Genomic DNA, 23,298 nt, shown 5'->3' on the forward strand with positions numbered 1-23,298 from the left:
GCTGCCGGGCGGGGGCCCTCGTACGTGTGCGGTCCGCTCAGACGACCTGGTGGAGCCAGCGCACCGGGGCGCCCTCGCCCGCGTGGCGGAAGGGCTCCAGCTCGTCGTCCCAGGGTTTGCCGAGCAGCTTGGCGATCTCCGCCTCCAGGTCGGTCTCGCCGAGCGCGGCGCGGGCGAGCGCGGCGCGCAGCCGGTCCTCCGGGATCAGGATGTCGCCGTGCATGCCGGTGACGGCGTGGAAGATGCCGAGCTCCGGCGTGGAGCTGTAGCGATCGCCCTCGGCGGTCGGGCAGGGTTCTGCGGTCACCTCGAAGCGGAGCAGGTGCCAGCCGCGGAGCGCCGAGGCGAGTTTCGAGGCGGTGCCCGCTTCGGCCTGCCAGGAGAACTCGGCTCTCCAGGTGCCCGGGGAGGCGGGCTGCCTGATCCAGTCGAGGTTCACCCGCACCCCGAGCACGCCCGCAACAGCCCATTCCACATGCGGGCAGAGCGCGCGCGGTGCGGAATGCACGTACAGAACTCCACGTGTCGTCACCGGGACCTCCAGTGTGGGACGAGGTCGGGAATAAACTCCAGAAAACGGACAGAATGTGACGTGATGTAATTTACCGGAAATGATCCGACATCGCGTCGCGGGACCTGCGGCCGAAACGCCACGGGAAAAAGCTACCGTGCGCCAGGGGTCATGGTGTGACGTACGGTCGCTCCAAGGCCCGTAAACGCAGAGCATTCACTCAGCAGGACGCCCCCGAACGATGCGGGGCGACGAGGAGGGACCACCCGATGCGCACCACCGCTCCGCGCCGCCGCGCGCGCCGGACTCTCGCGGGTGCGGGCGCGGCGGTCGTCGTGCTCGCCGGTGCGCTCGGCGGGTGTTCGTCGGGCGGGTCGGGCACCGGGAGTGACCGCGGGGCGCAGGCCGGGCCGCGGTGGAACACGGCGCCCGCCTCGATCGCGGCGGTGGGCGACTCCATCACACGTGGTTTCGATGCCTGTTCGGTGCTGGCCGACTGCCCGGAGGTGTCCTGGGCCACCGGCAACGACCCCGAGGTCCGCTCGCTCGCGGCCCGGCTGCTGGGTGACGCCGAGGTGCCCGCCCGCAGTTGGAACCTCGCGGTCACCGGCTCCCGGATGGCGGACCTGCCGGGGCAGCTGACCGCGGCCGCTGCGCACAAGCCCGACCTGGTCACGGTGATGGTGGGCTCGAATGACGCCTGCCGGCCGGCGGCTTCCTCGATGACGTCGGTGGCCGCTTTCCGCAAGGGCTTCGAGACGGCCCTGGCCGATCTGCGGACCGCCTCTCCCGCCTCCCAGGTGTACGTCTCCAGCGTGCCGGACCTCCAGCGGCTGTGGGAGCAGGGCAAGGACGATCCGATGGTGCGCAGGATCTGGAGCCTGGGCATCTGTCAGTCGATGCTCGCCGATCCGCAGTCGGCGGCCGCCGGGGCGACGGCCCGGCGCGAGCAGGTGCGGGCGCGGGTGGTCGAGTACAACGAGGTGCTGCGCGAGGTCTGTGCGAAGGACGCACTGTGCCGCTACGACGGCGGCGCGGTGTTCCAGTACCCCTTCGGGGCGGAGCAGTTGAGTCGCTGGGACTGGTTCCACCCGGGCAAGGGCGGGCAGGCGCGGCTCGCGGAACTGGCGCACCGCCAGGTGACGGCGGCCGAGCCGCCGCGTTGACGCGTCCGTGGGCGGAAGGGTCCGGGGGCGGGTGTCAGGGCCCGCCCCCGGACCGGCTTTCAGGGGTGATTTCCGGCCATACGGTGTGTCAGGCGATGTCGAGCGTCACGGTCAGCCGGGTGTCACCGTGCGAGTGGCTCGCGCGGACCTCGTAGGTGCCGCCGACGCGCTGCCAGCCGCGCGCGGCCTCGTCCCAGATCTCGAAGGCCCGGGCGGGCAGCGGTATCTCCACCTCGACGCTCTCGCCGGGGCGGGCCTCGACCCCGGCGAAGGCGGCGAGCCAGCTCGCGGGCCGCTCCACGCGGTCCCCGACCGGAGCCAGGTAGACCTGGACGACCTCGCGGCCGGGCCGGGCGCCGGTGTTGGTGAGACGGACCCGCGCGGCCGTGGCGGTGGTCTCCAGCGACTCGTACGCCCAGTCGGTGTAGCCGAAGCCGTGCCCGAAGGGGTAGGCGGGGGTCACGCCTTGGGCCTCGTACGCCCGGTAGCCGATGAAGAGCCCCTCGCGGTACTCCAGGCGCCCCTCGGCCGGGACCACCTCGGTGACGGGGGCGTCGGCGAACTCCGCGGGCCAGGTGGTGGGCAGTCGCCCGCCCGGCTCAGCGTCGCCGAGGAGTACGTCGGCCAGTGCGGCCCCGCCCTCCTGCCCGGGGAACCAGGTCAGCAGGACGGCGGCCACGTCCTCGCGCCACGGGAGTTCCACCGGTGAGCCGGCGTTGACGACGACGACGGTGTTCGGGTTCGCGGCGGCGACGGCACGGACCAGGTCGTTCTGCCGCCCCGGGAGGGTGAGGTCGCGCCGGTCGAAGCCCTCGGACTCCACGCGCTCGGTGGTGGCGACGACCACGACGGCGGTGTCCGCGGCGCGGGCCGCCTCCACGGCCTCGGCGATGAGCTCGTCGGCGTCGCGCCGCGGGCCGAGGTGGAGCAGGGAGAACATGATCGCCTTGAGCGGCAGCCCGCTCATGTCGGGGACCTGGTAGGTCAGCGAGACCTCGACCGGCTCCCCCGAGGTGAGGGCGATGCGGGCGCGCTCGCTGGGGGCGCCGAAGAAGGCCTCGAAGGGATCGGCCTCGTCGCCCATCTCCTGGACGCCGTCCCACAGGGGCCGGCCGCCGACGGCGAGGGCGAAGGCGCCGAGTCCGCGGGTGCCGAACGCGTGCTCGCCGCTCTCGCGCGGCAGGAACGTACCGGTGACCTCGATGCTCGCCATGGTCTCGTACGACGCGCCCTCGGGCAGGTCGTCGCCGATCCACTGGACCTGGCCGGACGGGAGGCTGCCCTCGCCGAGGACGGCGCCGGAGGCGTCGCGGCAGATCGCGCGGAGCTCGAAGCCCTTGTCGGCGGCGCCGAGTTCCTCGGAGGGGTCGGCCCCGACGGCGAAGGTCAGCGCGCCGTCCGGGAGGGCCGCGGTGAGGCCGTCGAGCGGGGAGACGACGCGCTCGGGGAAGACGGTGGCCGAGCCGCCGCCGAGGACCCGGGCGTCGCGGGCGGCGGCGCCGAACAGGGCCACGGTGCGGCCGCCGGCGGGGTCGAGGGGCAGCGCGCCCTCGTTCCTGACCAGGACGAAGCCGCGGGCGGCGATCTCGCGGGCCAGTGCCTGGCCGTCGATCGGGGCCGGGGGCTCGGCGACGACGGCGGGGGCGCCCTCCAGGACGCCGACGCGGGCGGCGAGGCGCAGGACGTTGCGTACGGCGTCGTCCACGGCGGCTTCGGGGACCTCGCCGGCGCGCACGGCCTCGGCGAGCGGGGCACCGTAGACGGTGGTCGGGCCGGGCATGGCCACGTCGAGGCCGCCGAGGATGTCACCGGTGGTGGAGCGGGCGGCCATCCAGTCGGAGACGTTGTAGCCGTCGAAGCCCCATTCGCCGCGCAGGACTTCGTTGACCAGGTACCGGTGCTCGGTCATCGTCGTGCCGTTGACCTGGTTGTAGGCGGTCATGATGCCCCACGGGTGGGCATTGGCGACGATGGCCTCGAACGGCGCCAGGTACAGCTCGCGCAGCGGGCGCGGGGCGATGACGCTGTCGACGGTGAAGCGCTCGGTCTCGGCGTCGTTGCCGACGAAGTGCTTGACGGTGGTGCCGACCCCGCCCTCCTGGACGCCGTTCACGTATCCGCTGCCGATGGCGCCGGTGAGGTACGGGTCCTCGGAGTAGCACTCGAAGTGACGGCCGCCGAGCGGGGAGCGGTGCAGGTTGACGGTGGGCGCGAGGAGGACGTGGACGCCCTTGCGGCGGGCCTCCTGGGCGAGGAGCCGGCCGGCGCGGCGGGCGAGGGCGGGGTCCCAGGCGGCGGCGAGCGCGGTCGGGGAGGGCAGTGCGACGGACGGGTCGTCGGCGGTCCATCGCACGCCGCGCACCCCGATGGGGCCGTCGGACATGACGAGGGACTTCAGCCCGATCTCGGGGACGGCGGGCAGGGACCACATGTCCTGGCCGGCCAGCAGCCGGGCCTTGGTGTCGAGATCCAGCTTGCCCAGTGCCGCCTCTGCGGCGTCTTCGCGGACCTGATCGGCATCGGTCACGGCCGTGCCTCCTCATCGAGTGCGGTGCGTGCGGTGTGCGGTTGCCCCCATCGTGGACCTGTTCCCTGTAGAACGGTAGGGTTCGTAATCTGTTCGTGATCAGAGGATGTCGTACGGTCCTGCTGGCAGGTGGTGACGGAGAAGGGGGCCGCGATGGTCAGGGCGAGGAGCGAGGAGCGGCGCGAGGACATCGTCCGCGCCGCGGTCGAGGTGATCGCGGAGCGCGGCTACCGGGGCGCGTCCCTGGGCGCGGTCGCCGAGCGCGTGGGCCTGACCCAGCAGGGGCTGCTGCACTACTTCCCCACCAAGGAGGCGCTGCTGGTCGCCGTCCTGGAGGAGCGCGACCGCTGGGACACCGGCGGCGGCCCGCGCGCCTCGGCCGGCGCCTGGCGCCTGGACCTGCTCGCCTCGCTGGTGGACTACAACGCGATGCGGCCGGGCATCGTGCAGACCTTCTCGGCGCTGCTGGGCGAGAGCGTCACCGACGGGCACCCGGCGCGGGAGTTCTTCACCGAGCGGTACGCCCAGGTGCGCGGGGAGATGGCGGAGGTCCTGCGCGCCGAGTTCGGCGACCGCCTCCCGTCGGGCCTCACCCCCGAACAGGCGGCCCCGCTGCTGACGGCGGTGATGGACGGCCTCCAGTACCAGTGGCTGCTCGCCCCGGAATCGGTGGACATGCCGGCCGCGTTCCGCTCCTTCCTGACCCTGCTGCGGGGGCCCGGCGCGTAGGCCCGGGAGCCGACCGGGCATCCTTTCCCCGGGATTGCGACGGGGGGAGAGCGGGAGATGGAGACGGAGACGGAGAAGAAGGTCACGTGGTCGGAGCTGTTCTTCGACCTGGTGCTGGTGTTCGCGGTGACCCAGGTCTCGGCGCTGCTGCACCACGACCACGGATGGGCGGGCACCGGCCGGGCGCTGATCGTCTTCGTGCCCGTGTACTGGGTGTGGGTGGGCAACACCATCCACGCCAACACCCATGACGCGGACCGGCCGCTGAACCGGATCGCCCTCTTCGCGGCCGGGCTGTGCGGCCTGTTGATGGCCCTGGCGCTGCCCGAGGCCTTCGGGGACCGCGGACTGCTCTTCGCCTGCGCCTACTTCTGCGCCCGCCTGGTGCTCGCGGCTCTGGCCCATGGCCGCAGGGGGCACCTGAGGCCGACTCCGGTGACGCTGTCGGTGCTGGTCAGCGGCCCGTTGCTGCTGGCCGGCGGCATCCTCGACGGCAGGGCCCGGATCTGGCTGTGGGCGCTGGCCGCCGCCGTGGAGCTGGCCTCGCCCCGGCTGACGCGCCGCAACATGATGCGGCTGAACTTCGACTCGGGGCATCTCGCCGAGCGGTTCGGCCTGTTCGTGATGATCGCGCTGGGCGAGTCGATCGTGGCGGTCGGCGCCCCCGTGGCCACCTCCCCGCAGTTGGGCGCCGGCTCCCTGGCGGCCGTGGCCGCGGCGTTCACCCTGGTGTGCAGTCTGTGGTGGGTGTACTTCCACCTGGCCGCGAGCGCGGTCCGGCACGGGCTGGAGACGGCGGCCGTACGGGCCGACGTGGCCCGGCAGGTGCTCTCGTACGGCCACCTCTCCCTGATCGCCTCGGTCATCGGGGTGGCCGTCGGCATGGCCGAGGCCGTCGCCCACCCCGGCGCACGCCTCCCGCTCGGGGTGACCGCCCTGCTCTACGGGGGCTGCGCCCTCTTCCTGGCCACCTTCGGGTACACGCGCTGGCACCTGTTCCGCTCGTGGTCGGTGACCCGGCTGGCCGCGGCCGCCGTCACCCTGGCCCTGCTGCCGCTGGCCGCGCTGCTGCCCTCGCTGGGCGCGCTGGTCCTGCTGACCGCGGTGGTGACCGCCCTCAACCTGGCCGAGCTCGGCCTCGTCCGCACCCGCGGCGAACTGCCGGGCACCGCGGCGCCGGTCTAGTGCTGTGACCGGAAAGGTTCACCGCGTCGCGGCGCCCGGCACGGCACTCGCCGCCTGCGCCGCCCGGCCCGATCTGGCGCTGGTCTCCCTGCATCCCGAGGACGCCCCGCGCCGCCTGGTCTACGCCGCCACCCCGCGCGGGCTCGCCCCCTCCCCCGCCGTGGCGGCCTTCCTCGCCCTGCTGCGGGAGACCGCGGCCGGGCTGGCATCCTGGGACGCGTGAAGATCGCCGCCGCGCAGATGACCTGCGTTCCCGCCGACCCGGCCGCCAATGCCGCGCAGGCCGCGGAACTGGCCCGACAGGCCCGGGAGCAGGGGGCCGCGCTGGTGGTGTTCCCCGAGTTGGCCCTCACCGGCTACGAGTTGGCGGCCATTGCCGCCGACCCGGGGCTGTGCCTGACCGACGCGGACGACCCCCGACTCGACCGGGTCCGCGGCGGCGGGATCGCCACCGCCGTCAATGTCGCCCTGCGCTCCGCCGACGCGCGGCGCCCCGTCCTCGCGACCCTGGTCCACGACGCCGACGGCGCGCACGTGACGACGTACGCCAAACAGCACCTGTACCGCCACGAGCAGGACGTCTTCGCGGCGGGCGAGCACCCCGGGCACTTCGAACTCGGCGGGATCCGCTTCTCCTTGGGCATCTGCTACGACAACCACTTCCCGGACGTGCCCGCCGCGGGCGCGGCGGCCGGCTGCCGGGTCCACCTGGCCTCCTCGCTGTACGGGACCGGCGAGGGGATCCGCGAGCGGGCCACCGTCCACCCCGGGATCGCGCGGGACCACGGCCTGTACGTGGCGCTGGCCAACCACGTCGGCCCGGCCGGACCGTGGACGGGCTGCGGCGGCGCCGCCGTATGGGCCCCGGGCGGAGCCCTGCTGGCCGCGGCGGACGACCGTACGCCGTCGGTCGTGACGGCGGAGGTCGCCTCATGCTGTGACCGGAAGGATTCACGGCCCTAGGACTTGGCGCGGTGCGGGCCCAGATCCCGCAGCACGCAACCGAGTTCCTCCGCGGTCAGGGCCGGGCCGGGCAGCGGGCCCGCCGGAGCGCTCGCCCGCAGCCCGTCGAGGAACAGCGCGAGCGGGCGGCGCCAGCCGTCGGGCGCCGTGGCCGCCAGGGCCGGCACGGCGCGGCCGAGCGCGGCGAGCGCGAGGAGCAGGTCCTCCACCACGATGTCGGCCCGCACCGACCCTTCCCGCTGCGCGCGCCCGATCAGCAGCTCCGCCGTCTCCCGGTTGTGCGCGTGGACCGCGTCCAGGGAGCGCACGCCCTCCACTCCCGTCGTCATCAGGTCGTTGGTGCCCCGGTCCGCGGCCAGCCCGGCGAACACGACGTCGAGGTACCCGGTGAGCCCCTGCCAGGCGTCCGCCGCCGCCCGCGCCTGCTCCCCGGCGGCCACCGTGTGGGCGAGGGCGCCGCGGAAGACCTCGTCCACGAGCGCCGCGCGGCTCGGGAAATGCCGGTACAGGGTGGCGTTGCCGACCCCGGCCCGGCGGGCGATGTCGTCGAGCGGGGCGTCCAGGCCGTGGGCCGCGAAGGCCTCGCGCGCCGCCTCGACCAGCAGTTCACGGTTGCGCCGCGCATCACGCCGTACCGGTACGGCCCGCTTCTCGGGCCGCTCTTCGCCGACTGCCATCGCCACTCCTCGGAGGTACCGGGGAGCATTCCCCGGTACCGATGCTATCGTCGGAAGCGAAACCGGGGAGCACTCCCCGTTTCAGGCGACCGAGGGGCGGCGGCGATGGCGGACACGGCGTTGGTGTTGGGCGGCGGCGGAGTCGTGGGCGGGGCCTGGGCGGTCGGCATGCTGGCCGGACTGGCCGAGGCCGGACTCGACCTCTCCCTCGCCGACGTGATCGTCGGGACCTCCGCGGGAGCGCTCATCGGCACCCGGATCGCCTCGGGCGTCCCGATCGAGGAGCTCTACGCGGAGAACTGCGCCGGGGAACGCACGGTCGACGTCACGGTCACCCTGCGCCAGACCGCCGCGTTCCTGCGGGCGGCACTCGGCTCGCGCGACCCGGAGCGCTCGGTGCGGCGGCTCGGACGGGCCGCGCTGGCCTCCCGTACGGTCCCGGAGGCGGCCGTCTTCGACGCGGTCGCCGCACTGCTGGGCGGCGAGGTGCCCCGGTGGCCCGAGCGCGACCTGCGCCTGACGGCGGTCGACGCGCGCACGGGGGAGCTGAAGGCCTTCGACGCGGGTTCGGGCGTCACCCTGCGCGAGGCGCTCGCGGCGAGTTGCGCGGTGCCGGTGGTGTGGCCGCCCATAACGATCGCGGGCGGCCGCTGGATGGACGGCGGCTCCCGCTCGACCTCCAATGTCCACCTCGCCCGGGGCCACCGGCGCGTCGTCGCGATCACACCGATCCCCAAGGCGGTCGGACCGCACCCGAACGCCCACGAGCAGGGCGCCGCACTGGAGCGGGAGGGGTCGCTGGTGGCCGTACTGTCCCCGGACCGCGCCGCCCGCAAGGCCTTCGGCCGCAACATGCTGGACCAGACGCGCGGCCCCGGGGCCGCTCGCGCGGGCCGCGTCCAGGCGGCCGCCTGCGCGCAGGCCGTGGCCGCCGTCTGGCAGGGCTGACCCGCCGCTACTGCGCTGCGGTCCCGGCCCCGGCATCGGCGTCGATCCCGGTCGGCACCTCAGGCACCTCGGCCACCGTCGGCTCCTGCGCCGGCACCAGGTCCCGCGCCATCAGCGTCGCCCCGGCCACCGCGCCCGGCATCAGGAAGACCGCCACCAGCGGCACCAGGAACGACAGCACCAGCGGAACCCCGAAGCCGAGCACCAGCAGCCGCCGCGACCGCAGCAGCGCGAGCTGCCCGGCCAGGTCCATCCGGCGCCGCTGGAGCGCGACGGAGGTGAGCTCCTGGGTCAGGAAGTACCCGGAGACGCAGAACCCGAGCGCCGGGACCACGGTCTGCCCGATCACCGGGACGAAGCCGAGGGCGAAGAGCAGGATCCCGTACAGCAGCACCCGCCCCAGGATCCGCAGGCTGTCCCGGGCCGCGATCCACAGCTCGCGCCAGAGCGGGAGCCCGGACCCGGGCACCTCGCCGCCCTCGCTCCGGTCGACCTGCTCCGAGAGGGACTCGTAGAACGGCTGGCCGATCAACAGGGTCACGGCGGTGAAGGTGATCACCGCGAGGAAGAGTCCGAGGCAGAAGACCAGGGCGGTCAGGAACCCGCGGAAGAGCCCCAGCCACGGCGCGGACCAGCCGTCGGCGAAGGGGGTGGCCCAGCCGGCCAGGTCGTCGGCGCCGTAGCCGAGCCCGACCAGCGCGCCGGCGTACAGCACCAGCGACACCAGCCCCGGCAGCAGCCCGAAGCCGAGCCACCGGCCGTGCTTGAAAACCCATCGCTGGCCGGCCAGCAGATAGCCGAATCCCCCCGCAAGATCACGCATGGTTCCAGCTTAGGACGGCGAACGCCGAAGGCCGCACCCAGGTGTCCGGGTGCGGCCTTCGGGAAGCGGGTGCGAGATCAGACGGCGAGCTCGACCGTGATGTTGCCGCGGGTGGCCTTGGAGTACGGGCAGACCTGGTGGGCCTTCTCGATGAGGTCCTTGGCGGTGGCGGCGTCCACGTTCGGGATCACGGCGGAGATCTTGACGATCAGGCCGAAGCCGTCGTCGTTCTTGCCGATGCCGACCTCGGCGGTCACGGTGGAGCCGGAGATGTCGGCGTTCACGTTCTTCGCGACGACACCCAGGGCGCCCTGGAAGCAGGCGCTGTAGCCGGCGGCGAACAGCTGCTCCGGGTTGGTGCCGGCGCCGCTGCCACCGAGCGCCTTCGGCGGGTTCACGACCACGTCGAGCTGGCCGTCGTTGGTGGCGACGCGGCCGTCACGGCCGTTCTCGGCGGTGGCGACAGCGGTGTACGCGACATCGGACTGCTGGATGGACATGTAAGAAGATCCTCCTGGTAGTCGCCGCGACTCGCGCCCACGATCGCAACGGTGTGGTGTGAGCCTAACCGGTGAAAGAAACGATCATCTTTCCGGTGTTCTCGCCGCGCAGCATTCCGAGGAAGGCGTCGGTCGCGTTCTCGATGCCCTCGAAGACCGTCTCGTCGTAGCGCAGCTCGCCGGAGCGCAGCCAGCCGGCCACATCCTGGACGAACTGCTGCTGCAGCCCGGTGTGGTCGCCGACCAGCACGCCCTGCAGGCGCAGCCGCTTGCCGATGACCAGGGCGAGGTTGCGCGGGCCCGGGGTGGGCTCGGTGGCGTTGTACTGGGCGATGGCCCCGCACAGGGTGGCGCGGCCGTGCACCTTCAGGGAGGAGATGGCGGCCTCGAGGTGGTCGCCGCCGACGTTGTCGAAGTAGACGTCGATGCCCTCGGGGGCGGCGGACTTCAGCTGCTCGCCGACGGGGCCGTTCTTGTAGTTGAAGGCGGCGTCGAAGCCGTACTTCTCCGTGAGCAGCGTCACCTTCTCGTCGGAGCCGGCGGAGCCGATCACCGCGGAGGCGCCCTTGATCTTGGCGAACTGCCCGACGAGGCTGCCCACCGCGCCCGCCGCGCCGGAGACGAAGACGGAGTCGCCCTCCTTGAAGGAGGCGACCTCGAAGAGGCCGGCGTAGGCGGTCAGACCGGGCATGCCGAGCACGCCGAGGTAGGTGGAGAGCGGGGCGAGCGAGCCGTCCACCTTGGTGGCGTGCCGGGCGTCCACGTCCGCGTACTCGCGCCAGCCCAGCCCGTGCAGGACGTGGTCGCCGACCGCGAAGCGCTCGTCGGCGGAGGCCACGACCTCGCCGACCGCGCCGCCGTCCATGGGCTTGTCGAGCTGGAAGGGCGGGACGTAGGACTTCACGTCGTTCATCCGGCCGCGCATGTACGGGTCCACGGACATGTGCAGGTTGCGCACCAGGATCCGGCCGGGGGCCGGGGCCGCGACGGGCACCTCGCGCAGGGCGAAGTCCTCGGCGACGGGCCAGCCCTGCGGGCGGCGGACGAGGTGCCACTCGCGGCTGACGGCGGGGATCTCGGACATGCGGCGCTCCTGGGGTGGTGGAGGGGAATGCTTCAGTACGTGAAACAACCATGCGCCTGCATATTTCATGTTGTCAAGTAAATGGGTACGCTGGATCCATGCCCACTCGTCGCGCAGACCCCCTGACCCTCGAGGTCGTCGAGCTCATCGGCGACGTCGTGGCCCGCTACCACGAGGAGTACGAGCACGCGGCCGCCAGCCACCAGCTCACCGGCGCCCAGGCGCGCGTGCTGAACCTGCTGTCCTACGAGCCGACCGCCATGCGCAAGATCGCGCAGAAGCTGAAGTGCGAGCCCTCGAACATCACCGGCATCGTGGACCGCCTGGAGAGCCGGGGCCTGGTCGAGCGCCGCCCGGACCCGGCCGACCGCCGGGTGAAGCTGGCCGCCCCCACCGAGGAGGGTCTGCGGACCGCCGACCGGCTGCGCGAGTCGCTGGACTTCGCGCGCGAACCGCTGGCCGGGCTCAGCACGGCCGAGCGGGCGGTCCTGCGGGACCTGCTCAGGCGGATGCTGGGCTGACCCGGAGGCTCAGGAGCAGCCGAAGATCCAGAACACGCACGACTTCGTCGGCTTCGGCGTGGGCTGCGGCGCCGGGGGCTGCGGGGGCGTCCCGGGCGGCTGCGCGGTGCCGGAGGTGCTGGGTGCGGGCTGCCCCGACGTCGTGGGACGTACGGTTCCCCCCGGCGCGGGAGTCCCCTGCCCCGGGCCCGCCTTGCCCGACGCGGAGGGCGACGTCGCCGGCCCGGGAGCCCGGCTGCTCCCGGCACTCGCCCCCGGCCCGGCCGACTTCGTGGCTCCGGCGGTGGCCTTCGCGGCCCCGGCGGCCTTCCCCGAAGGCAGCGCCGACGGCGCGGCGGGCGCGCCCTCCTGGCTCGGCAGGGCGTCCGGCGCCTTCGGACCGGCGTCGTCGGTCAGCACCACCGTGGCCGCCCGGTCGGAGCGCTGCCCGTCCATGGCCATCCGGGCCACGGCGAGCGTGCCCGCGGTCGCGAGCAGCAGCCCGAGCCCCATGGTCAGCACGGTCCGGCGGCGCCTGCGGTGCGTGGCACGGCGGCGCGCACCCGCCCTGCGCTCGTTCGGCACGGACAGCACGACGAGCGAGTCGGCGTACACGTCGGCCAGCGTGGGCTGCGGCACGGACTCCCCCGCCACCGCGACGGGCGGCACGGGCGGCACGGGCGGCACGGGCGCGGCGGGTATCAGGTACTCGGCCGGGGTCCCGCACCCGGCGCACGCCAGTGCGCCGTTGAGGTGCCTCCGGCAGGCGGGGCAGTAGTTCATAGGGCCCGCAGGCTACGTGGTCCGCGGCAACATCCGTATCCCGGATACGTAAGGATCCTGTGTGGAATCGTTGACTCCATGACAGCGAACCCGACGCCGGGCACCACCCGGGGCCCGTTCGGGCCGGCCTCCTTCCAACTGGTGCTGCTGCGTCGGATGGCGGATTTCCAGCCCGGTCTCGCCGAAGAGGCCCGCCACCGGCTCGGCGCCACGCTCGCCGAGCAGCGGGAGGCCAACAAGCGCTGGCAGGCGATGGCCCGCTCGCCCCGCTCCCGCGGCGCGCTGGCCCGCTACCGGTCGGTGCTGGGCCCGCCCGAGTCCGCCGAACGTCGCACGATCGGCGATCTGGAGTGCGAGGCCCTGCTGTGGCCGGTCCCGCTCTGGCCGGACCTGCGCTTCGAGGTGCTGGCCGCGCCCGACGGGGCGGTGTGGAACGAGTGGCTGGTCCGGGCCCCGGGCGCGCGGGGGCCCGTACTGGAATCGGCGCAGGACCTGCGGCCCTGGTCGGCGACGGTGGACGAGGTGGCGCGGGCCTTCGCCCCGGCGCGCCCGATGGAGGGCACCGCCCCGACCCGATGGCGCCTCGCGTTCACCGCGCGGGGCAGGCCGTGCGTGGCGGAGTTCACGTACGGACTGCTCCAGGAGGTCTCGGTCGCGGGCGCGGACAGCCCTTAGGAGCGCAGGAAGGCGCGGACGCCCGCCGAGGTGGCGTCGTCGTCCAGCAGGTCGTTGTGCTTGAGGCAGCCGACCGGCGTGTTGGCCGCCCCGGCCAGCGGGACGCTGTCGTCGGGGTTGACGGTCTCGTCGCAGTTCGACCAGAAGGTCGCGTACGCGACCGCGCCGGGGGTCTCGTCGCCGGAGTTCAGGTTCTTCACGACGTACGACCCGGGTGTCATGTCCCGGCACGCCTGGTCCCACAGGGCGCAGGCCCACGCCGTGGAGGTGCCGCGGTTGGGCCCGGCCAGCGAGACCCAGTGGGCCACGGTCCGGTCGCCGCCGCCGAACTTCACGTACCAGCGGCTGACGAGCGAGCCGAAGGAGTGCGCGACCACGTCCACCTTGGCGGCGCCGGTCTGCCGGCGGACCTGGTCGACGTACGCGCCGAGCTGCCCGGCCAGGACCTCGTTGACGGACTGGTGGGTGTCGTATCCCCACGAGAAGAGCCCGGAGTCGCCGTACCCGTCGGCCCGCAGGTCCTCGCGCAGTGCGCCCCAGACGCCCGGATCGGCGTTGTAGCCGTGCACGAAGACCACCGGATTGTGCGATGACGCCTGGTCAGAGGCCTTGGCTGTCACCCGTTCGGCGGCGTGGGCCGGGAGGGGCGCGAGCAGCGCCAGACAGAGTGTCAGGAGTGCGAACAGTCGCTGGCGGGCCGTCAGCATCGAGTCCCCTTTACCTTGTTACGCGTGAGTAGCGTGTGCGGTGCGCGCATCGTCGTGCCTGTCGGTACAGAAATCCACCCCCGTGCAGCACTCCGAGAGGCCTTCCGGCCCCTGACGGCATCCCCCAGCTGGAGTATCAAATCGGGCAATACGCCTGTCGGGCCCGAGAAGATACAAAGGTGACCGGCACCCCGCCGGCCGTCTTGCGTCAGCGCTCTCGGGAGGATCTGCCGTGACCGTCAGTCTTGAGCAGTTGCGCCGCTGCCACGTCGCCGTCGACCTCGGAGCGGCCCGGACCCGCGTGTACGTCAAGGGCGCCGGCCTGGTCGTGGACGAGCCCAGCGTCGCCGCGGTGAACACGCGGACCGGTGCACTCATCGCCGTCGGCACCTTCGCCGAGCGGATGACCGGCCGCACACCCGACTACATCCGGGTCGTACGCCCCGTCTCCGGCGGCACCGTCGTGGACATCGAGATGGCCCAGCGCATGCTGCGCCACCTCCTCGGCGAGAAGCTCCGGCGCGCCCTGCGCCGCAAGCCGCGACTGCGGGCCGCCGCCTGCACCCCGCACGACGCCGACCCGCTGGCCCAGCGTGCGGCCGTCGAAACCCTCGTCGGGCTCGGCGCCCGCCGCGTCGAACTGGTCGACACCCTGATCGCGGCGGCCGTCGGCTGCGGCCTGCCCGTGGAGCAGCCGACCGCGACGATGATCATGGTGTGCGGGGCCGCGGCCACCCAGGTCGCCGTCCTCTCCCTCGGCTCGATCGTCACCGCCGAGCGGATCCCCGTCGGCGGCGAGGCCATCGACCACGCGGTGGTCCAGCACCTGCGCCACGCCCACGAGCTGATGCTGCCCAGCCAGGCCGTCCGGCCCCTCCAGCTGGCCCTGCACGGCAACGGCATCACCGCCGAGGGCCCGGCCTCCACCCTGATCCACGGCCGCGACGTGGCCACCGGCCTCGCCCGCTCCGTGCACGTGGACACCGCCGCCGTCCGCGACGCCATCCACACCCCGCTGACCGCCGTGCTCGACGGCATCGGCAAGGTGCTCAGGGACTGCCCCCCGGACCTGGTCGCCGACCTGACCGACCGGGGAATCATGATGGTGGGCGGCAGCGCCCTGCTGCCGGGCCTGGACCAGATGCTGCGCGACGCCACCGGGATGCCCGTGGCCATCGCGGAGCGGCCGGACGTGTGCGCCGTCCTCGGTCTCGGCATGATGCTCGAGGGAAAGATCGCCCCCATGGTCCTCAACCCGCTGGCCGAATGACGCACCACGAGCCGTCGAGCCTCCCGGTCCTGCTGGAGGCGGTTCTGAGCGTCGGCTCCGAACTCGAGCTGCACACCACCCTCCAGCACATCGTGGACTCGGCGGCCGAGCTCTGCGCGGCACGCTACGGCGCGCTCGGGGTCGTCGACCCCGAGCGCGTCCGGCTGACCGAACTGTTCACGACCGGCCTGACCGAGGCCGAACGGGCCGCGATCCCCCGGCTGCCGGACGGCCGCCGAGGCCTGCTCGGCGCGCTCATCAGCGACCCGCGCCCGCTCATGCTGGCGGACCTCGCCGAGGACCCCCGCTCGGCGGGCTTCCCACCGGGCCATCCCCCCATGCGCAGCTTCCTCGGCGTCCCGATCCGGGTGCACACCGAGGTGTTCGGCAACCTCTACCTCACCGAGAAACGGGGCGGCGGCCCCTTCACGGACGAGGACCTCGCGCTGATGCGCGTCCTGGCCTCCCAGGCGGGCATAGCGATCGGCAACGCCCGCCTGTACGAGACCGCGCGCCGCCGGGAACGCTGGATCGAGGGCGCCGCAGCGGTGACCACCACCCTGCTCGCCGGCCGCCCGGCCGCGGACGCGCTGATGTGCGTGGCCGAACGGGCGCGGCTGCTCGCGGACGCCGCGGCCGGCGTGGTCCTCCAGCCGACCCCGGAGGGCGGCATGGAGATCGTGGCCGCCTCCACGCACGGCGATCCCGGGGACCTGGTGGGCACGGCCATCGCGCCCGGTTCGCCGGTGCTGGAACAACTCCTCGGCGGGGAGGCGGTCTTCATAGAGGATTCCGCCACCGACCCCCGGATGACCACGCACGTGCGCGAGCGCTTCGGGCCCAGCATGATGCTGCCGCTGCAGAGCGGCGGCCAGCTGATCGGGACCCTGGCCCTGCCGCGGGCCCGGGGCGGCCCGCCGTACGACGCGGTCGACCGGCTGCTGGCCTCGCAGTTCGCCTCGCAGGCCGCGCTGGCCCTCGTACTGGCGGACGCCCAGCACGACCGGGAACAGCTCGCCGTCTACGAGGACCGCGACCGCATCGCGCGGGACCTGCACGACCTGGTGGTGCAGCGGCTGTTCGCCACCGAGATGATGCTGGAGAGCACCCGGCGCCGGGCCGCGAACGCGCCGACCGGGGACACCGTGGGCGAGGAGCTCAGCCGGGCGGTCGACGAGCTGGACTCCACCATCCAGGAGGTCCGCACGGCCATCTTCGCCCTCCAGCAGCCGCCGACGGACGCCCCGACGACCTTCCGGGGCCGGGTCCTTCGGGAGACCCGCGGGGCTGCGGTCCTGTTCGGCTTCCCGCCGTCGGTGCACTTCGCGGGCGCGGTGGACGCGCTGCTGCCCGAGCCGGTGGCGGGTGACCTGCTGGCGGCGCTGCGCGGTGCGCTGGCCGCGGCGCACCGGCGCAGCGAGGTCACCTCCATCGACGTGAACGTGGACGCGTCCCCGGCCCGGGTCCGCCTCATGGTGTCGGACGACGGCCGCACGGAGGCCGGGACCCGGGGGACGACCGTGACGTGGGAGTCAGCGCTGTAGGGGAGGCCGGGTGGCGGCGCGCAGCGCGATCCGGGTGCTGGACTGGGCCACGCCGGCCTCCCGCTTGAGCCGCCGCAGCAGGGCGTCGAGCGCCGCGGGGTCGGCGGCCCGGGCCCGTACGAGGTAGTCGTACTCCCCCGTCACGTGCACCACCTCGGTGATCCCGGGCAGCGTGGCGACCCGCTGCTCGAACTCCTCGTTGGTGGTGTCCTGGCGGAGGGTGAGGTCGATGAAGACCACCAGCCCGCCCCTGGTGTCGGCCGCCGGATCCACCACGACGGTGAATCCCCTGATCACGCCGTCGCGGCGCATCCGGCGCACCCGGTCCGCGGTGGCGTTCGCGCTGAGCCCGACGCGGACGCCGAGATCGCGGTACGAGATCCGCGCATCCTCCTGGAGGATGCCGAGGATTTCCCTGTCGAGGCCGTCCATACCGCGATTCTCGCAGTCGACGCCGTTAATCGCGCCCGTTCCCCGCGCCCGGGCGGGGACCCTCGCCGTCATGAACGAACTGCTGACACCGGCCCTGGCCGGGGCCGCCGCGGGCCTGGGCGTGGCCATGCCGATGGGTGCGATGAGCGTGCTGCTGCTCCAGGAGGCGCTGCGCGACCGCCGCGCGGCGGTGGCCGCGGCGGCCGGCATCGCGACCGTGGACCTCGGCTACGCGGCCCTCGCCACCGCCCTCGGCCCCTGGGTCGCCTCCCACGTCTCCCCGGTCGAAGCCTGGGTCCGCCTCACCTCGGCGGCGATCCTCCTCGCCATCGCCGCCCACGGCCTGCTGTCCGCCCGCGGCGGGGTGCCGGCCGGGGAGGCCGCCCCCGGCGGGACCGGGGCGTTGCGGTCGTACGGCACGTACGTCGGGCTGACGGTCGTGAACCCCACCACCGCGCTCTACTTCGCCGCGCTCACCACCGCCCAGGGCGCGAGCCTGCGCGGCGGCGGCGCCGGGGCCGCCTTCCTCGTCGGCGTCGGGCTCGCCTCCCTGCTCTGGCAGCAGGCACTCGTCGCCCTCGGGGCCGTCGCGGCCGGCCGGATCTCCGCCACCGCCCGTACCTGGACCTTCCGCCTCGGCTACGGCCTCGTCGCCGCCTACGCCCTGAAGATCGCCTTCCCGCTGCCGTAGGCCGCGCCCCGGCCCGGCTCGGGCTCGGCCCGGCTCGGCCCGGCCCGGCCCGGCTCAGACAAGTCCCGCCGGGGCCGGTCGACTTGCGGGGCAGGTGTGATCCATCAGACAGGCCCGGGCCCCCGTCACCGCCTAGGGTGACTGCGTGACGACCCGCCTCTCGGCCCGCGCGGCCATCGCCTCCGTGACCGACCCCGGCAGCTTCGCCGAACTCCCCGCGCCGCAGAGGGAGTCCGCCCCGGACGGGCCCCTCGGCTGGAGCGGGTACGACGACTCCCGCGAACGCGCCGCCGCGCGGACCGGCGAGCGGGAGTCCGTGGTCACCGGCACGGCCCTGCTCGGCGGCCGCCGGGCCACCGTGATCTCCTTCGAGTTCGGCTTCCTCGGCGGCTCCCTCGGCGAACGCACCGGCGACCGGCTCGAAGCCGCGTACGCCCACGCCCGCGAGCACCGCCTCCCCCTCGTCTCCCTGATCGCCACCGGCGGCTCCCGCATGCAGGAGGGCATGCTCGCGCTGACCCAGCTCCAGCGCGTGGCCCGCCAGTGCGTCCTCACCCGCGCCGCCGGGCTCCCGCAGATCGCCGTGCTCCGCGATCCCACCACCGGCGGCGGCTGGGCCACCCTCGGCGCCGGGGCCGACGTGATCCTCGCGCTGCCCGGCGCCCAGGTCGGCTTCGCGGGCTCCCGGGTGCGGCCGGCCGACGCGGACCCGGCGGCCTACACCGCCGAGGGGCAGTACGCGGCCGGGCACGTGGACGCCGTCGTGCCCGCCGCCGACATGCCCGCGGCCCTCGCCGACTGGCTCCGCGTCCTGGCCGCGCCCCGCGCGGCCGAGCCCGTCGAGCCCCCGGCCGCACTGGCCGACGTCACGCCGCCGCTGACCGGCTGGGACGCCGTCCGACAGGCCCGGCACCCCGGGCGGCCGCACGCGCAGGCGTACCTGGACGCGTACTTCGAGCTGCGCCTGCCGCTGTCCGGCGACCGCGCAGGTGCCACCGACCCCGGGATGCTGTGTGGCTTCGGGCTGCGGGAGGGCCGGGCCGTGGCGTACGCCGCCCAGTGCGGCACCGCGACCCGCCCGGCGGGCTACCGTACGGCGGCCCGGGTCATCCGCCTCGCGGACCGGCTCGGCATCCCCGTCCTGACCCTGGTCGACACCCCCGGCGCGGCCAACGACGCCGCCGCCGAACACGCGGGCGCGGGCGCCGCCATCGCGGACACCTTCGCGGCGGTGGCGGCGGCCGTGGTCCCCGTGACCACGCTCCTCATCGGCGAGGGCGGTTCGGGCGGAGCCCTCGCCCTGGCCGCGCCGGGGAACACGTGGGTCACCCCGGACAGCTACTTCTCGGTCATCGCCCCGGAGTTGGCGGCGGCGATCCTCAAGCGCCCCGCCCAGGACGCCCCCGCGACGGCGGACCAGCTGCGCATCCGCCCCCAGGACCTGGTGGCGCTGGGCGTGGCCCGCGGGGTGGTGCACCGCAAGGGCTGAGCCGCTCCGGTCGCGCGGGCGGCCGCACCCTTCACGACCGGCCGGACCGGCCGGAGCGGGCGAACCGGGCCGGGCTGGTCCCCACGTGCCGCCCGAAGTGCCGCGTCAGGTGCGCCTGGTCGTGGAACCCGGCCGCCGTCGCCGCCTGCGCCGGCGGCATCCCCGCCAGCAGCAGCCGCCGGGCCACCGCCACCCGGCGCCCGACCAGGTACGCATGCGGCGGCAGCCCGAACGCCTGCCGGAAGCTCCGGATCAGGTGGGTGGGATGGGGGTGTCCCAGTAGCGCGGAAGCCTCCTGGAGGGTGATCCCGCCGATGACCCGCGCATCGAGCAGCTCGCGCAGTCGGATGGCGGTCCCCGTGCTCGGTGCCCCGTACGAAAGGTCCCTTGGCCCCGGTCCGCGTCCGGCCGCCTCCAGTCGGGCCCGCAGCCGCTCCTGCACCAGGGCGAGTCGCGACTGCGCCTCCAGCACGTCCACCGCCCCGGCGGGCAGGTCCGGCGAGCCCAGCGCCCGGTGCAGCCCGTGGACGCCGTCGCGCAGCGCGGCGTCGGCCAGCAGCGGCGCGTCGACGGCGGCCCCGGTCAGCGCCTCGGGCAGCACGGAGGTGTCGAGGTAGAGCACCCGCTTGCGAAAGCCCGCCTCGGTGACCGTGCGGCCGTCGTGCACCACCCCGGGCGGCAGCAGCACCACCGTGTCGGACACGCCCGCGCCGTGCCGCCCCCGGTCGAGGGCGAAGTCCACCCGGCCGCCGTCCAGGATCATCAGCGCCCAGGTGTCGTGCACGTGGGAGGGGTACGCGTGCTCGGTGAAGCGGGCGTGGAAGACCTCGGCGATGCCCGGCACCGGTGGCTGCCAGGCGGAGACGGTACTGGGCGGACGTATCGCGGCCATGTCAGGAACGTACAAGACCGCGGGGCGGCCGGCCGGGAGCCTTGACCCATGACCACACAGCAGGCAGTGAACATCGCGCGGAAGCTGTCCGAGTTCGACGAGCAGTGGGCCCCTCGACGCATAGCCCGCGTCAACGACTACGAGGTCAAGATCGCCAAGCTCCAGGGCGAGTTCGTCTGGCACACGCACGAGGACACCGACGAGCTCTTCCTCGTGATCGGCGGGACCCTCACCATCCAGCTCCGGGACGGTGACGTCGTGCTCGGCCCCGGGGAGATGTACGTGGTCCCGCGCGGGGTGGAGCACTGCCCGCGGGCCGACGCGGATGCGGCGATCCTGCTGTTCGAGCCGACCGGCACGGCCAACACCGTCGACGCGGGCGGCGACCGCACCCGGGAGCCGGTCGACGCCTGAGCCCCGGGCGCCCAGGGCCGCGGGCTCAGGGTGGCGGGCTCGGGGCTGCGGGCTCAGGGCTGCGGGGCTCGGGGCCGCCGGCTCAAGGGCCGCCGGCTCAGGGCTGCGGCGACCGCGCGTCGTACCGGGCGAACGCCCGCCACCGCGCGGCCAACAGCCCCAGCACCAGTACGCAGCCGAGCCCCCCGCCCGTGATCGCCACGGCCGGGGAGAAGAGGTCGGCGGTGGTCCCGGCGAGGAAGTCCCCGAGCCGGGGCCCGCCCGCGACGACCACGATGAAGACGCCCTGGAGCCGGCCGCGCATGTCGTCGGGGGTCGCGGCCTGCATCATCGTGGAGCGGAACACCATCGAGACGCTGTCCGCGCACCCGGCCAGGGCCAGGAAGAACAGCCCGAGCCACAGGTTGCGGGTGAGCCCGAAGGCGGCGATGGCCAGCCCCCACGCGGCGACGGAGAGCAGGATCGCCAGCCCGTGCCGGCGGATCCGCCCCTGCCAGCCGGAGAGCAGCCCGCCCAGCAGCGCCCCGACGGCGGGCGCGGTGACCAGCAGGCCGACGGTCTTGGCGTCGCCGTCGTACCAGAGCACCGCGATGGCCGGGAACAGCGCCTTCGGCTGGGCCAGCACCATGGCGGCCAGGTCGGAGAAGAAGTTCATCCGGATGTTGGGGCGGGTCCCGAGGAAGCGCAGACCGTCGATCACGGACGCCCGACCGGGCTTGCCGGGCTTGCCGGGCTTGCCGGGCTCGCCGGGTGAGCCGTCCCCCCGCTCGGGCCGCATGGACGGCAGCCGCCACATCGCGTAGAGGGCGGCGCAGAAGGTCACCGCGTCGATCAGGTACGCCGCCTGGTAGCCCCACCAGCCGACGATGATGCCGCCGAGCGCCGGACCGATCATCATCCCGAAGGTCATGGCCGCCGAGTTCAGCGCGTTGGCGGCGGGCAGTTGCTCGGCCGGCAGCAGCCTCGGGATCATCGCGGACCGGGCCGGACCGTTGAGCGCCCCGCACGCCGACTGGAGCGCGACGACCCCGTACAGGAGCCAGACCCGGTGGTAGTCCAGCACCGCGGCGGCGGCCAGCGCGATCGACAGGGCGGCCAGGCCGAGGGAGCTGTAGAGCCCGAGCGTGCGGCGGTCCACGGTGTCGGCGATGGCGCCGCCGTACAGGCCGAAGCTGACGAGCGGGACGAGGGAGAAGAGACCGACGAGTCCGACGGAGAAGCTGGACCCGGTGATGGCGTAGACCTGGAGCGAGATCGCGAGGGCGGTCATCGCCTGACCGAGCCGGGAGATGGTGGAGCCGACCCACAGCCGGCGGAAGTCCGGGGAGGACTTCAGCGGTGTGATGTCGGCGAGTATTCGCCGCCGGGGGCGGGAGGGCGCGAGCGTACGGGGCACAGCGGATGATAACCAGCGGATCCTGGGGCCCTGGCGGAGTCCGGTCCCGCGTTCACCGTCCGCGCAACAGCCGCCCCACGCGGACCGGCGGCCCCAGGCCGGGTTCACTCTTGCCGGTAACTCGCCACTATCACCGGACATTTGACCGAATCGACGTGCGCTCCTCGCCCGGTGTTCAGCTCATGATGAAAAGACTCGTATGTCCAGGGAGGCGTAGTGATCGAACCTGGCACCAGCACCACGAGCACGAGTTCCGGCACGAGTTCGACGACCGGCACGGTCCCGCTCACCGTGGGGGTCGAGGAGGAGTTCCTCCTCGTCGACGCCCGCACCCTGCGGGTGGTCCCGGCCGCGCCGCTCGTCCTCGCCACGGCCGCCGGACTCCCCCACGAACTGCACCCCGAGGGCACCCGCTACCAGGTGGAGATCTCCACCCCGGTGGCCGACTCCGCGGTGACCCTGCGGCGGGAGCTCGCCGGCCTGCGGCGGACCCTCGCCCAGGCGGCCCGCGCCCACGGCTGCCGACTGCTGGCCGCGCCCTCGCCCGTCCTGGCCGTGGACGGGCCGCTGCACCTGACCGACGACGAGCCGCGCCAGCGCGAGCAGCACCGCCGCTACGGCGCGCTCACCGACACCCTCGTCAGCTGCGGCCGGCACATCCACATCGGCACGCTCGACGTGGACACGGCGGTCGCGGTGTCGAACCGGGTCAGACCCTGGCTGCCCACGCTGATCGCGCTGGCGGCCAACTCCCCCTTCTGGAACGGCCGCGACACCGGCCACGCCAGCTGGCGGGCGATGGCCTGGTCGGGCTGGCCCTCCGCGGGACTGCCCCCGCACTTCACGTCCACGGCCCACTTCCGGCGCTCGGTGGAGACCCTGCTCGGCTCCGGGGCGGCCCTGGACACCAAGATGGTCTACTGGGACCTGCGCCCGTCGGGGAACTGGCCGACGCTCGAGATCCGGGCGCCGGACATGTCCCCGTACATCGACACGGCCATCCTGCAGGCCGAACTGGCCCGCGCCCTGGTGGCCACGGTGCTGCGCGACATCGCGGAGCAGCGTCCCGAGCCGGCCCTGCGGGAGGACGTACTGCGCCTCGCGCGGTGGCGTGCGGCCCACGACGGCCTGGAGGGCTTCGGCCTCGACCCGTACACGGGCGCGGAACTCCCGGCGGCGGACCTGGCGGAGGCCCTGCTCGACCTGGTGGCCCCCGAACTGGCCTCCACGGGCGACCTCGACCACGCGGCCAGAACCCTGACGGCTCTACTCCGCGACGGCTCGGGCGCCCACCGCCAACGCACGGCCTTCGCCCGCCGCGGCGACCTGACGGACGTCCTGCGCCACTTGGCGGACGAGACGGAGAACTTCTGACGGCGCCGCCGCAGGCCT

The 23,298-nt window shown here is 74.0% G+C and carries 25 protein-coding genes; 14 read left to right on the top strand and 11 right to left on the bottom strand.

Going from position 1 to position 23,298, the window contains the following annotated elements; all coding sequences use genetic code 11:
- Positions 1-37 precede the first annotated feature (37 nt).
- A complete protein-coding gene (locus tag ACFWBF_RS23055) occupies positions 38-532 on the bottom strand; it encodes a DUF3145 domain-containing protein (RefSeq protein ID WP_385604983.1) in 495 nt (164 codons plus the stop codon).
- Between the two features lie 248 nt (positions 533-780).
- Here ACFWBF_RS23055 and ACFWBF_RS23060 point away from each other — a divergent pair, with 248 nt between their 5' ends.
- Positions 781-1,677, top strand: a complete 897-nt coding sequence (locus tag ACFWBF_RS23060) for an SGNH/GDSL hydrolase family protein (RefSeq protein ID WP_385604985.1) — start codon at positions 781-783, stop codon at positions 1,675-1,677.
- Positions 1,678-1,765: 88 nt separating this feature from the next.
- Here ACFWBF_RS23060 and ACFWBF_RS23065 read toward each other — a convergent pair whose 3' ends face one another.
- The gene (locus tag ACFWBF_RS23065) at positions 1,766-4,204 is read right to left on the bottom strand and encodes a glycoside hydrolase family 3 protein (RefSeq protein ID WP_385604988.1); all 2,439 of its coding nucleotides are present in this window, start codon (positions 4,202-4,204) and stop codon (positions 1,766-1,768) included.
- 153 nt (positions 4,205-4,357) lie between these two features.
- On the opposite strand from ACFWBF_RS23065, the gene ACFWBF_RS23070 reads away from it, so the two are divergent.
- Genes ACFWBF_RS23070 through ACFWBF_RS23085 form a run of 4 tightly spaced genes read left to right on the top strand, consistent with a single transcriptional unit; the run spans position 4,358 to position 7,081 of the window.
- Positions 4,358-4,933, top strand: coding sequence for a TetR/AcrR family transcriptional regulator (locus tag ACFWBF_RS23070; protein ID WP_385604990.1), 576 nt, complete (start codon positions 4,358-4,360; stop codon positions 4,931-4,933).
- A 57-nt stretch (positions 4,934-4,990) separates the two neighbouring features.
- Entirely contained in the window at positions 4,991-6,118 is a 1,128-nt protein-coding gene (locus ACFWBF_RS23075) for a low temperature requirement protein A (RefSeq protein WP_385604993.1), read from the top strand.
- Between the two features lie 4 nt (positions 6,119-6,122).
- Positions 6,123-6,341, top strand: a complete 219-nt coding sequence (locus ACFWBF_RS23080) for a hypothetical protein (protein ID WP_385604996.1) — start codon at positions 6,123-6,125, stop codon at positions 6,339-6,341.
- Positions 6,338-7,081 carry a carbon-nitrogen hydrolase family protein gene (locus ACFWBF_RS23085; protein WP_385604998.1) on the top strand — a complete coding sequence of 248 codons (744 nt, stop codon included), beginning with the start codon at positions 6,338-6,340 and terminating at the stop codon, positions 7,079-7,081. The genes ACFWBF_RS23080 and ACFWBF_RS23085 overlap by 4 nt, the downstream gene beginning before the upstream one ends.
- Here ACFWBF_RS23085 and ACFWBF_RS23090 read toward each other — a convergent pair.
- Positions 7,078-7,758, bottom strand: a complete 681-nt coding sequence (locus ACFWBF_RS23090) for a TetR/AcrR family transcriptional regulator (RefSeq protein ID WP_385605001.1) — start codon at positions 7,756-7,758, stop codon at positions 7,078-7,080. The genes ACFWBF_RS23085 and ACFWBF_RS23090 overlap by 4 nt on opposite strands.
- A 105-nt stretch (positions 7,759-7,863) precedes the next feature.
- On the opposite strand from ACFWBF_RS23090, the gene ACFWBF_RS23095 reads away from it, so the two are divergent.
- Positions 7,864-8,706, top strand: coding sequence for a patatin-like phospholipase family protein (locus ACFWBF_RS23095; RefSeq protein WP_385605004.1), 843 nt, complete (start codon positions 7,864-7,866; stop codon positions 8,704-8,706).
- A 7-nt stretch (positions 8,707-8,713) separates the two neighbouring features.
- Here the strand turns inward: ACFWBF_RS23095 and ACFWBF_RS23100 are convergent, their stop codons facing one another.
- The 3 genes from ACFWBF_RS23100 to ACFWBF_RS23110 all read right to left on the bottom strand — a co-directional run bounded on the left by ACFWBF_RS23100 (position 8,714) and on the right by ACFWBF_RS23110 (position 11,113).
- Positions 8,714-9,529, bottom strand: coding sequence for an EI24 domain-containing protein (locus ACFWBF_RS23100; RefSeq protein WP_385605008.1), 816 nt, complete (start codon positions 9,527-9,529; stop codon positions 8,714-8,716).
- A gap of 77 nt (positions 9,530-9,606) precedes the next feature.
- The gene (locus ACFWBF_RS23105) at positions 9,607-10,029 is read right to left on the bottom strand and encodes an organic hydroperoxide resistance protein (RefSeq protein ID WP_385605011.1); all 423 of its coding nucleotides are present in this window, start codon (positions 10,027-10,029) and stop codon (positions 9,607-9,609) included.
- Positions 10,030-10,093: 64 nt separating this feature from the next.
- A complete protein-coding gene (locus ACFWBF_RS23110) occupies positions 10,094-11,113 on the bottom strand; it encodes an NADP-dependent oxidoreductase (protein WP_385605014.1) in 1,020 nt (339 codons plus the stop codon).
- A 98-nt stretch (positions 11,114-11,211) separates the two neighbouring features.
- On the opposite strand from ACFWBF_RS23110, the gene ACFWBF_RS23115 reads away from it, so the two are divergent.
- Positions 11,212-11,634, top strand: a complete 423-nt coding sequence (locus ACFWBF_RS23115) for a MarR family winged helix-turn-helix transcriptional regulator (RefSeq protein WP_385231056.1) — start codon at positions 11,212-11,214, stop codon at positions 11,632-11,634.
- A 9-nt stretch (positions 11,635-11,643) separates the two neighbouring features.
- On the opposite strand, the gene ACFWBF_RS23120 is transcribed toward ACFWBF_RS23115, so the two are convergent.
- Complete coding sequence (locus ACFWBF_RS23120) at positions 11,644-12,396, bottom strand: hypothetical protein (protein WP_385605018.1); 753 nt, start codon at positions 12,394-12,396, stop codon at positions 11,644-11,646.
- 78 nt (positions 12,397-12,474) lie between these two features.
- Here ACFWBF_RS23120 and ACFWBF_RS23125 point away from each other — a divergent pair, with 78 nt between their 5' ends.
- Positions 12,475-13,071, top strand: a complete 597-nt coding sequence (locus ACFWBF_RS23125) for a hypothetical protein (protein ID WP_385605021.1) — start codon at positions 12,475-12,477, stop codon at positions 13,069-13,071.
- Here the strand turns inward: ACFWBF_RS23125 and ACFWBF_RS23130 are convergent.
- Positions 13,068-13,778, bottom strand: a complete 711-nt coding sequence (locus ACFWBF_RS23130; RefSeq protein WP_385605024.1) for an esterase/lipase family protein — start codon at positions 13,776-13,778, stop codon at positions 13,068-13,070. The two genes, ACFWBF_RS23125 and ACFWBF_RS23130, sit on opposite strands and share 4 nt — an antisense overlap.
- Before the next feature lie 232 nt (positions 13,779-14,010).
- On the opposite strand from ACFWBF_RS23130, the gene ACFWBF_RS23135 reads away from it, so the two are divergent.
- Entirely contained in the window at positions 14,011-15,048 is a 1,038-nt protein-coding gene (locus ACFWBF_RS23135; protein WP_365927936.1) for a rod shape-determining protein, read from the top strand.
- Positions 15,045-16,592 carry a GAF domain-containing protein gene (locus ACFWBF_RS23140; RefSeq protein ID WP_385605027.1) on the top strand — a complete coding sequence of 516 codons (1,548 nt, stop codon included), beginning with the start codon at positions 15,045-15,047 and terminating at the stop codon, positions 16,590-16,592. Before ACFWBF_RS23135 ends, ACFWBF_RS23140 begins: the two co-directional genes overlap by 4 nt.
- Here the strand turns inward: ACFWBF_RS23140 and ACFWBF_RS23145 are convergent.
- A complete protein-coding gene (locus tag ACFWBF_RS23145) occupies positions 16,581-17,024 on the bottom strand; it encodes an Lrp/AsnC family transcriptional regulator (RefSeq protein WP_385605030.1) in 444 nt (147 codons plus the stop codon). The two genes, ACFWBF_RS23140 and ACFWBF_RS23145, sit on opposite strands and share 12 nt — an antisense overlap.
- Positions 17,025-17,094: 70 nt before the next feature.
- Between ACFWBF_RS23145 and ACFWBF_RS23150 the strand changes: the two genes are divergently transcribed.
- Together ACFWBF_RS23150 and ACFWBF_RS23155 are read left to right on the top strand one after the other, a co-directional pair.
- Positions 17,095-17,715 carry a lysine transporter LysE gene (locus tag ACFWBF_RS23150; protein WP_385605033.1) on the top strand — a complete coding sequence of 207 codons (621 nt, stop codon included), beginning with the start codon at positions 17,095-17,097 and terminating at the stop codon, positions 17,713-17,715.
- A gap of 145 nt (positions 17,716-17,860) precedes the next feature.
- Complete coding sequence (locus tag ACFWBF_RS23155; RefSeq protein WP_385605036.1) at positions 17,861-19,204, top strand: carboxyl transferase domain-containing protein; 1,344 nt, start codon at positions 17,861-17,863, stop codon at positions 19,202-19,204.
- 31 nt (positions 19,205-19,235) lie between these two features.
- Here the strand turns inward: ACFWBF_RS23155 and ACFWBF_RS23160 are convergent, their stop codons facing one another.
- Positions 19,236-20,096 (bottom strand): helix-turn-helix domain-containing protein, encoded by an 861-nt coding sequence (locus ACFWBF_RS23160; protein WP_385605039.1) that lies wholly within the window; start codon positions 20,094-20,096, stop codon positions 19,236-19,238.
- A 48-nt stretch (positions 20,097-20,144) separates the two neighbouring features.
- Here ACFWBF_RS23160 and ACFWBF_RS23165 point away from each other — a divergent pair, with 48 nt between their 5' ends.
- Positions 20,145-20,510, top strand: coding sequence for a cupin domain-containing protein (locus ACFWBF_RS23165; protein ID WP_385605042.1), 366 nt, complete (start codon positions 20,145-20,147; stop codon positions 20,508-20,510).
- Between the two features lie 97 nt (positions 20,511-20,607).
- Here the strand turns inward: ACFWBF_RS23165 and ACFWBF_RS23170 are convergent, their stop codons facing one another.
- Complete coding sequence (locus ACFWBF_RS23170; RefSeq protein WP_385605044.1) at positions 20,608-21,906, bottom strand: MFS transporter; 1,299 nt, start codon at positions 21,904-21,906, stop codon at positions 20,608-20,610.
- Positions 21,907-22,122: 216 nt separating this feature from the next.
- On the opposite strand from ACFWBF_RS23170, the gene ACFWBF_RS23175 reads away from it, so the two are divergent.
- The gene (locus ACFWBF_RS23175) at positions 22,123-23,280 is read left to right on the top strand and encodes a glutamate--cysteine ligase (protein WP_385605047.1); all 1,158 of its coding nucleotides are present in this window, start codon (positions 22,123-22,125) and stop codon (positions 23,278-23,280) included.
- Positions 23,281-23,298 lie beyond the last annotated feature (18 nt).

Origin of the sequence: Streptomyces sp. NPDC060028 (assembly GCF_042736725.1) — a bacterium.
Taxonomy (GTDB): domain Bacteria; phylum Actinomycetota; class Actinomycetes; order Streptomycetales; family Streptomycetaceae; genus Streptomyces.

Coding starts and splice junctions, on each gene's coding strand:
- ACFWBF_RS23060 (WP_385604985.1), top strand. CDS start 781: ATGCGCACCACCGCTCCGCGCCGCCGCGCGCGCCGGACTCTCGCGGGT.
- ACFWBF_RS23070 (WP_385604990.1), top strand. CDS start 4,358: ATGGTCAGGGCGAGGAGCGAGGAGCGGCGCGAGGACATCGTCCGCGCC.
- ACFWBF_RS23075 (WP_385604993.1), top strand. CDS start 4,991: ATGGAGACGGAGACGGAGAAGAAGGTCACGTGGTCGGAGCTGTTCTTC.
- ACFWBF_RS23090 (WP_385605001.1), bottom strand. CDS start 7,758: ATGGCAGTCGGCGAAGAGCGGCCCGAGAAGCGGGCCGTACCGGTACGG.
- ACFWBF_RS23095 (WP_385605004.1), top strand. CDS start 7,864: ATGGCGGACACGGCGTTGGTGTTGGGCGGCGGCGGAGTCGTGGGCGGG.
- ACFWBF_RS23100 (WP_385605008.1), bottom strand. CDS start 9,529: ATGCGTGATCTTGCGGGGGGATTCGGCTATCTGCTGGCCGGCCAGCGA.
- ACFWBF_RS23105 (WP_385605011.1), bottom strand. CDS start 10,029: ATGTCCATCCAGCAGTCCGATGTCGCGTACACCGCTGTCGCCACCGCC.
- ACFWBF_RS23110 (WP_385605014.1), bottom strand. CDS start 11,113: ATGTCCGAGATCCCCGCCGTCAGCCGCGAGTGGCACCTCGTCCGCCGC.
- ACFWBF_RS23115 (WP_385231056.1), top strand. CDS start 11,212: ATGCCCACTCGTCGCGCAGACCCCCTGACCCTCGAGGTCGTCGAGCTC.
- ACFWBF_RS23120 (WP_385605018.1), bottom strand. CDS start 12,396: ATGAACTACTGCCCCGCCTGCCGGAGGCACCTCAACGGCGCACTGGCG.
- ACFWBF_RS23125 (WP_385605021.1), top strand. CDS start 12,475: ATGACAGCGAACCCGACGCCGGGCACCACCCGGGGCCCGTTCGGGCCG.
- ACFWBF_RS23130 (WP_385605024.1), bottom strand. CDS start 13,778: ATGCTGACGGCCCGCCAGCGACTGTTCGCACTCCTGACACTCTGTCTG.
- ACFWBF_RS23140 (WP_385605027.1), top strand. CDS start 15,045: ATGACGCACCACGAGCCGTCGAGCCTCCCGGTCCTGCTGGAGGCGGTT.
- ACFWBF_RS23145 (WP_385605030.1), bottom strand. CDS start 17,024: ATGGACGGCCTCGACAGGGAAATCCTCGGCATCCTCCAGGAGGATGCG.
- ACFWBF_RS23150 (WP_385605033.1), top strand. CDS start 17,095: ATGAACGAACTGCTGACACCGGCCCTGGCCGGGGCCGCCGCGGGCCTG.
- ACFWBF_RS23160 (WP_385605039.1), bottom strand. CDS start 20,096: ATGGCCGCGATACGTCCGCCCAGTACCGTCTCCGCCTGGCAGCCACCG.
- ACFWBF_RS23165 (WP_385605042.1), top strand. CDS start 20,145: ATGACCACACAGCAGGCAGTGAACATCGCGCGGAAGCTGTCCGAGTTC.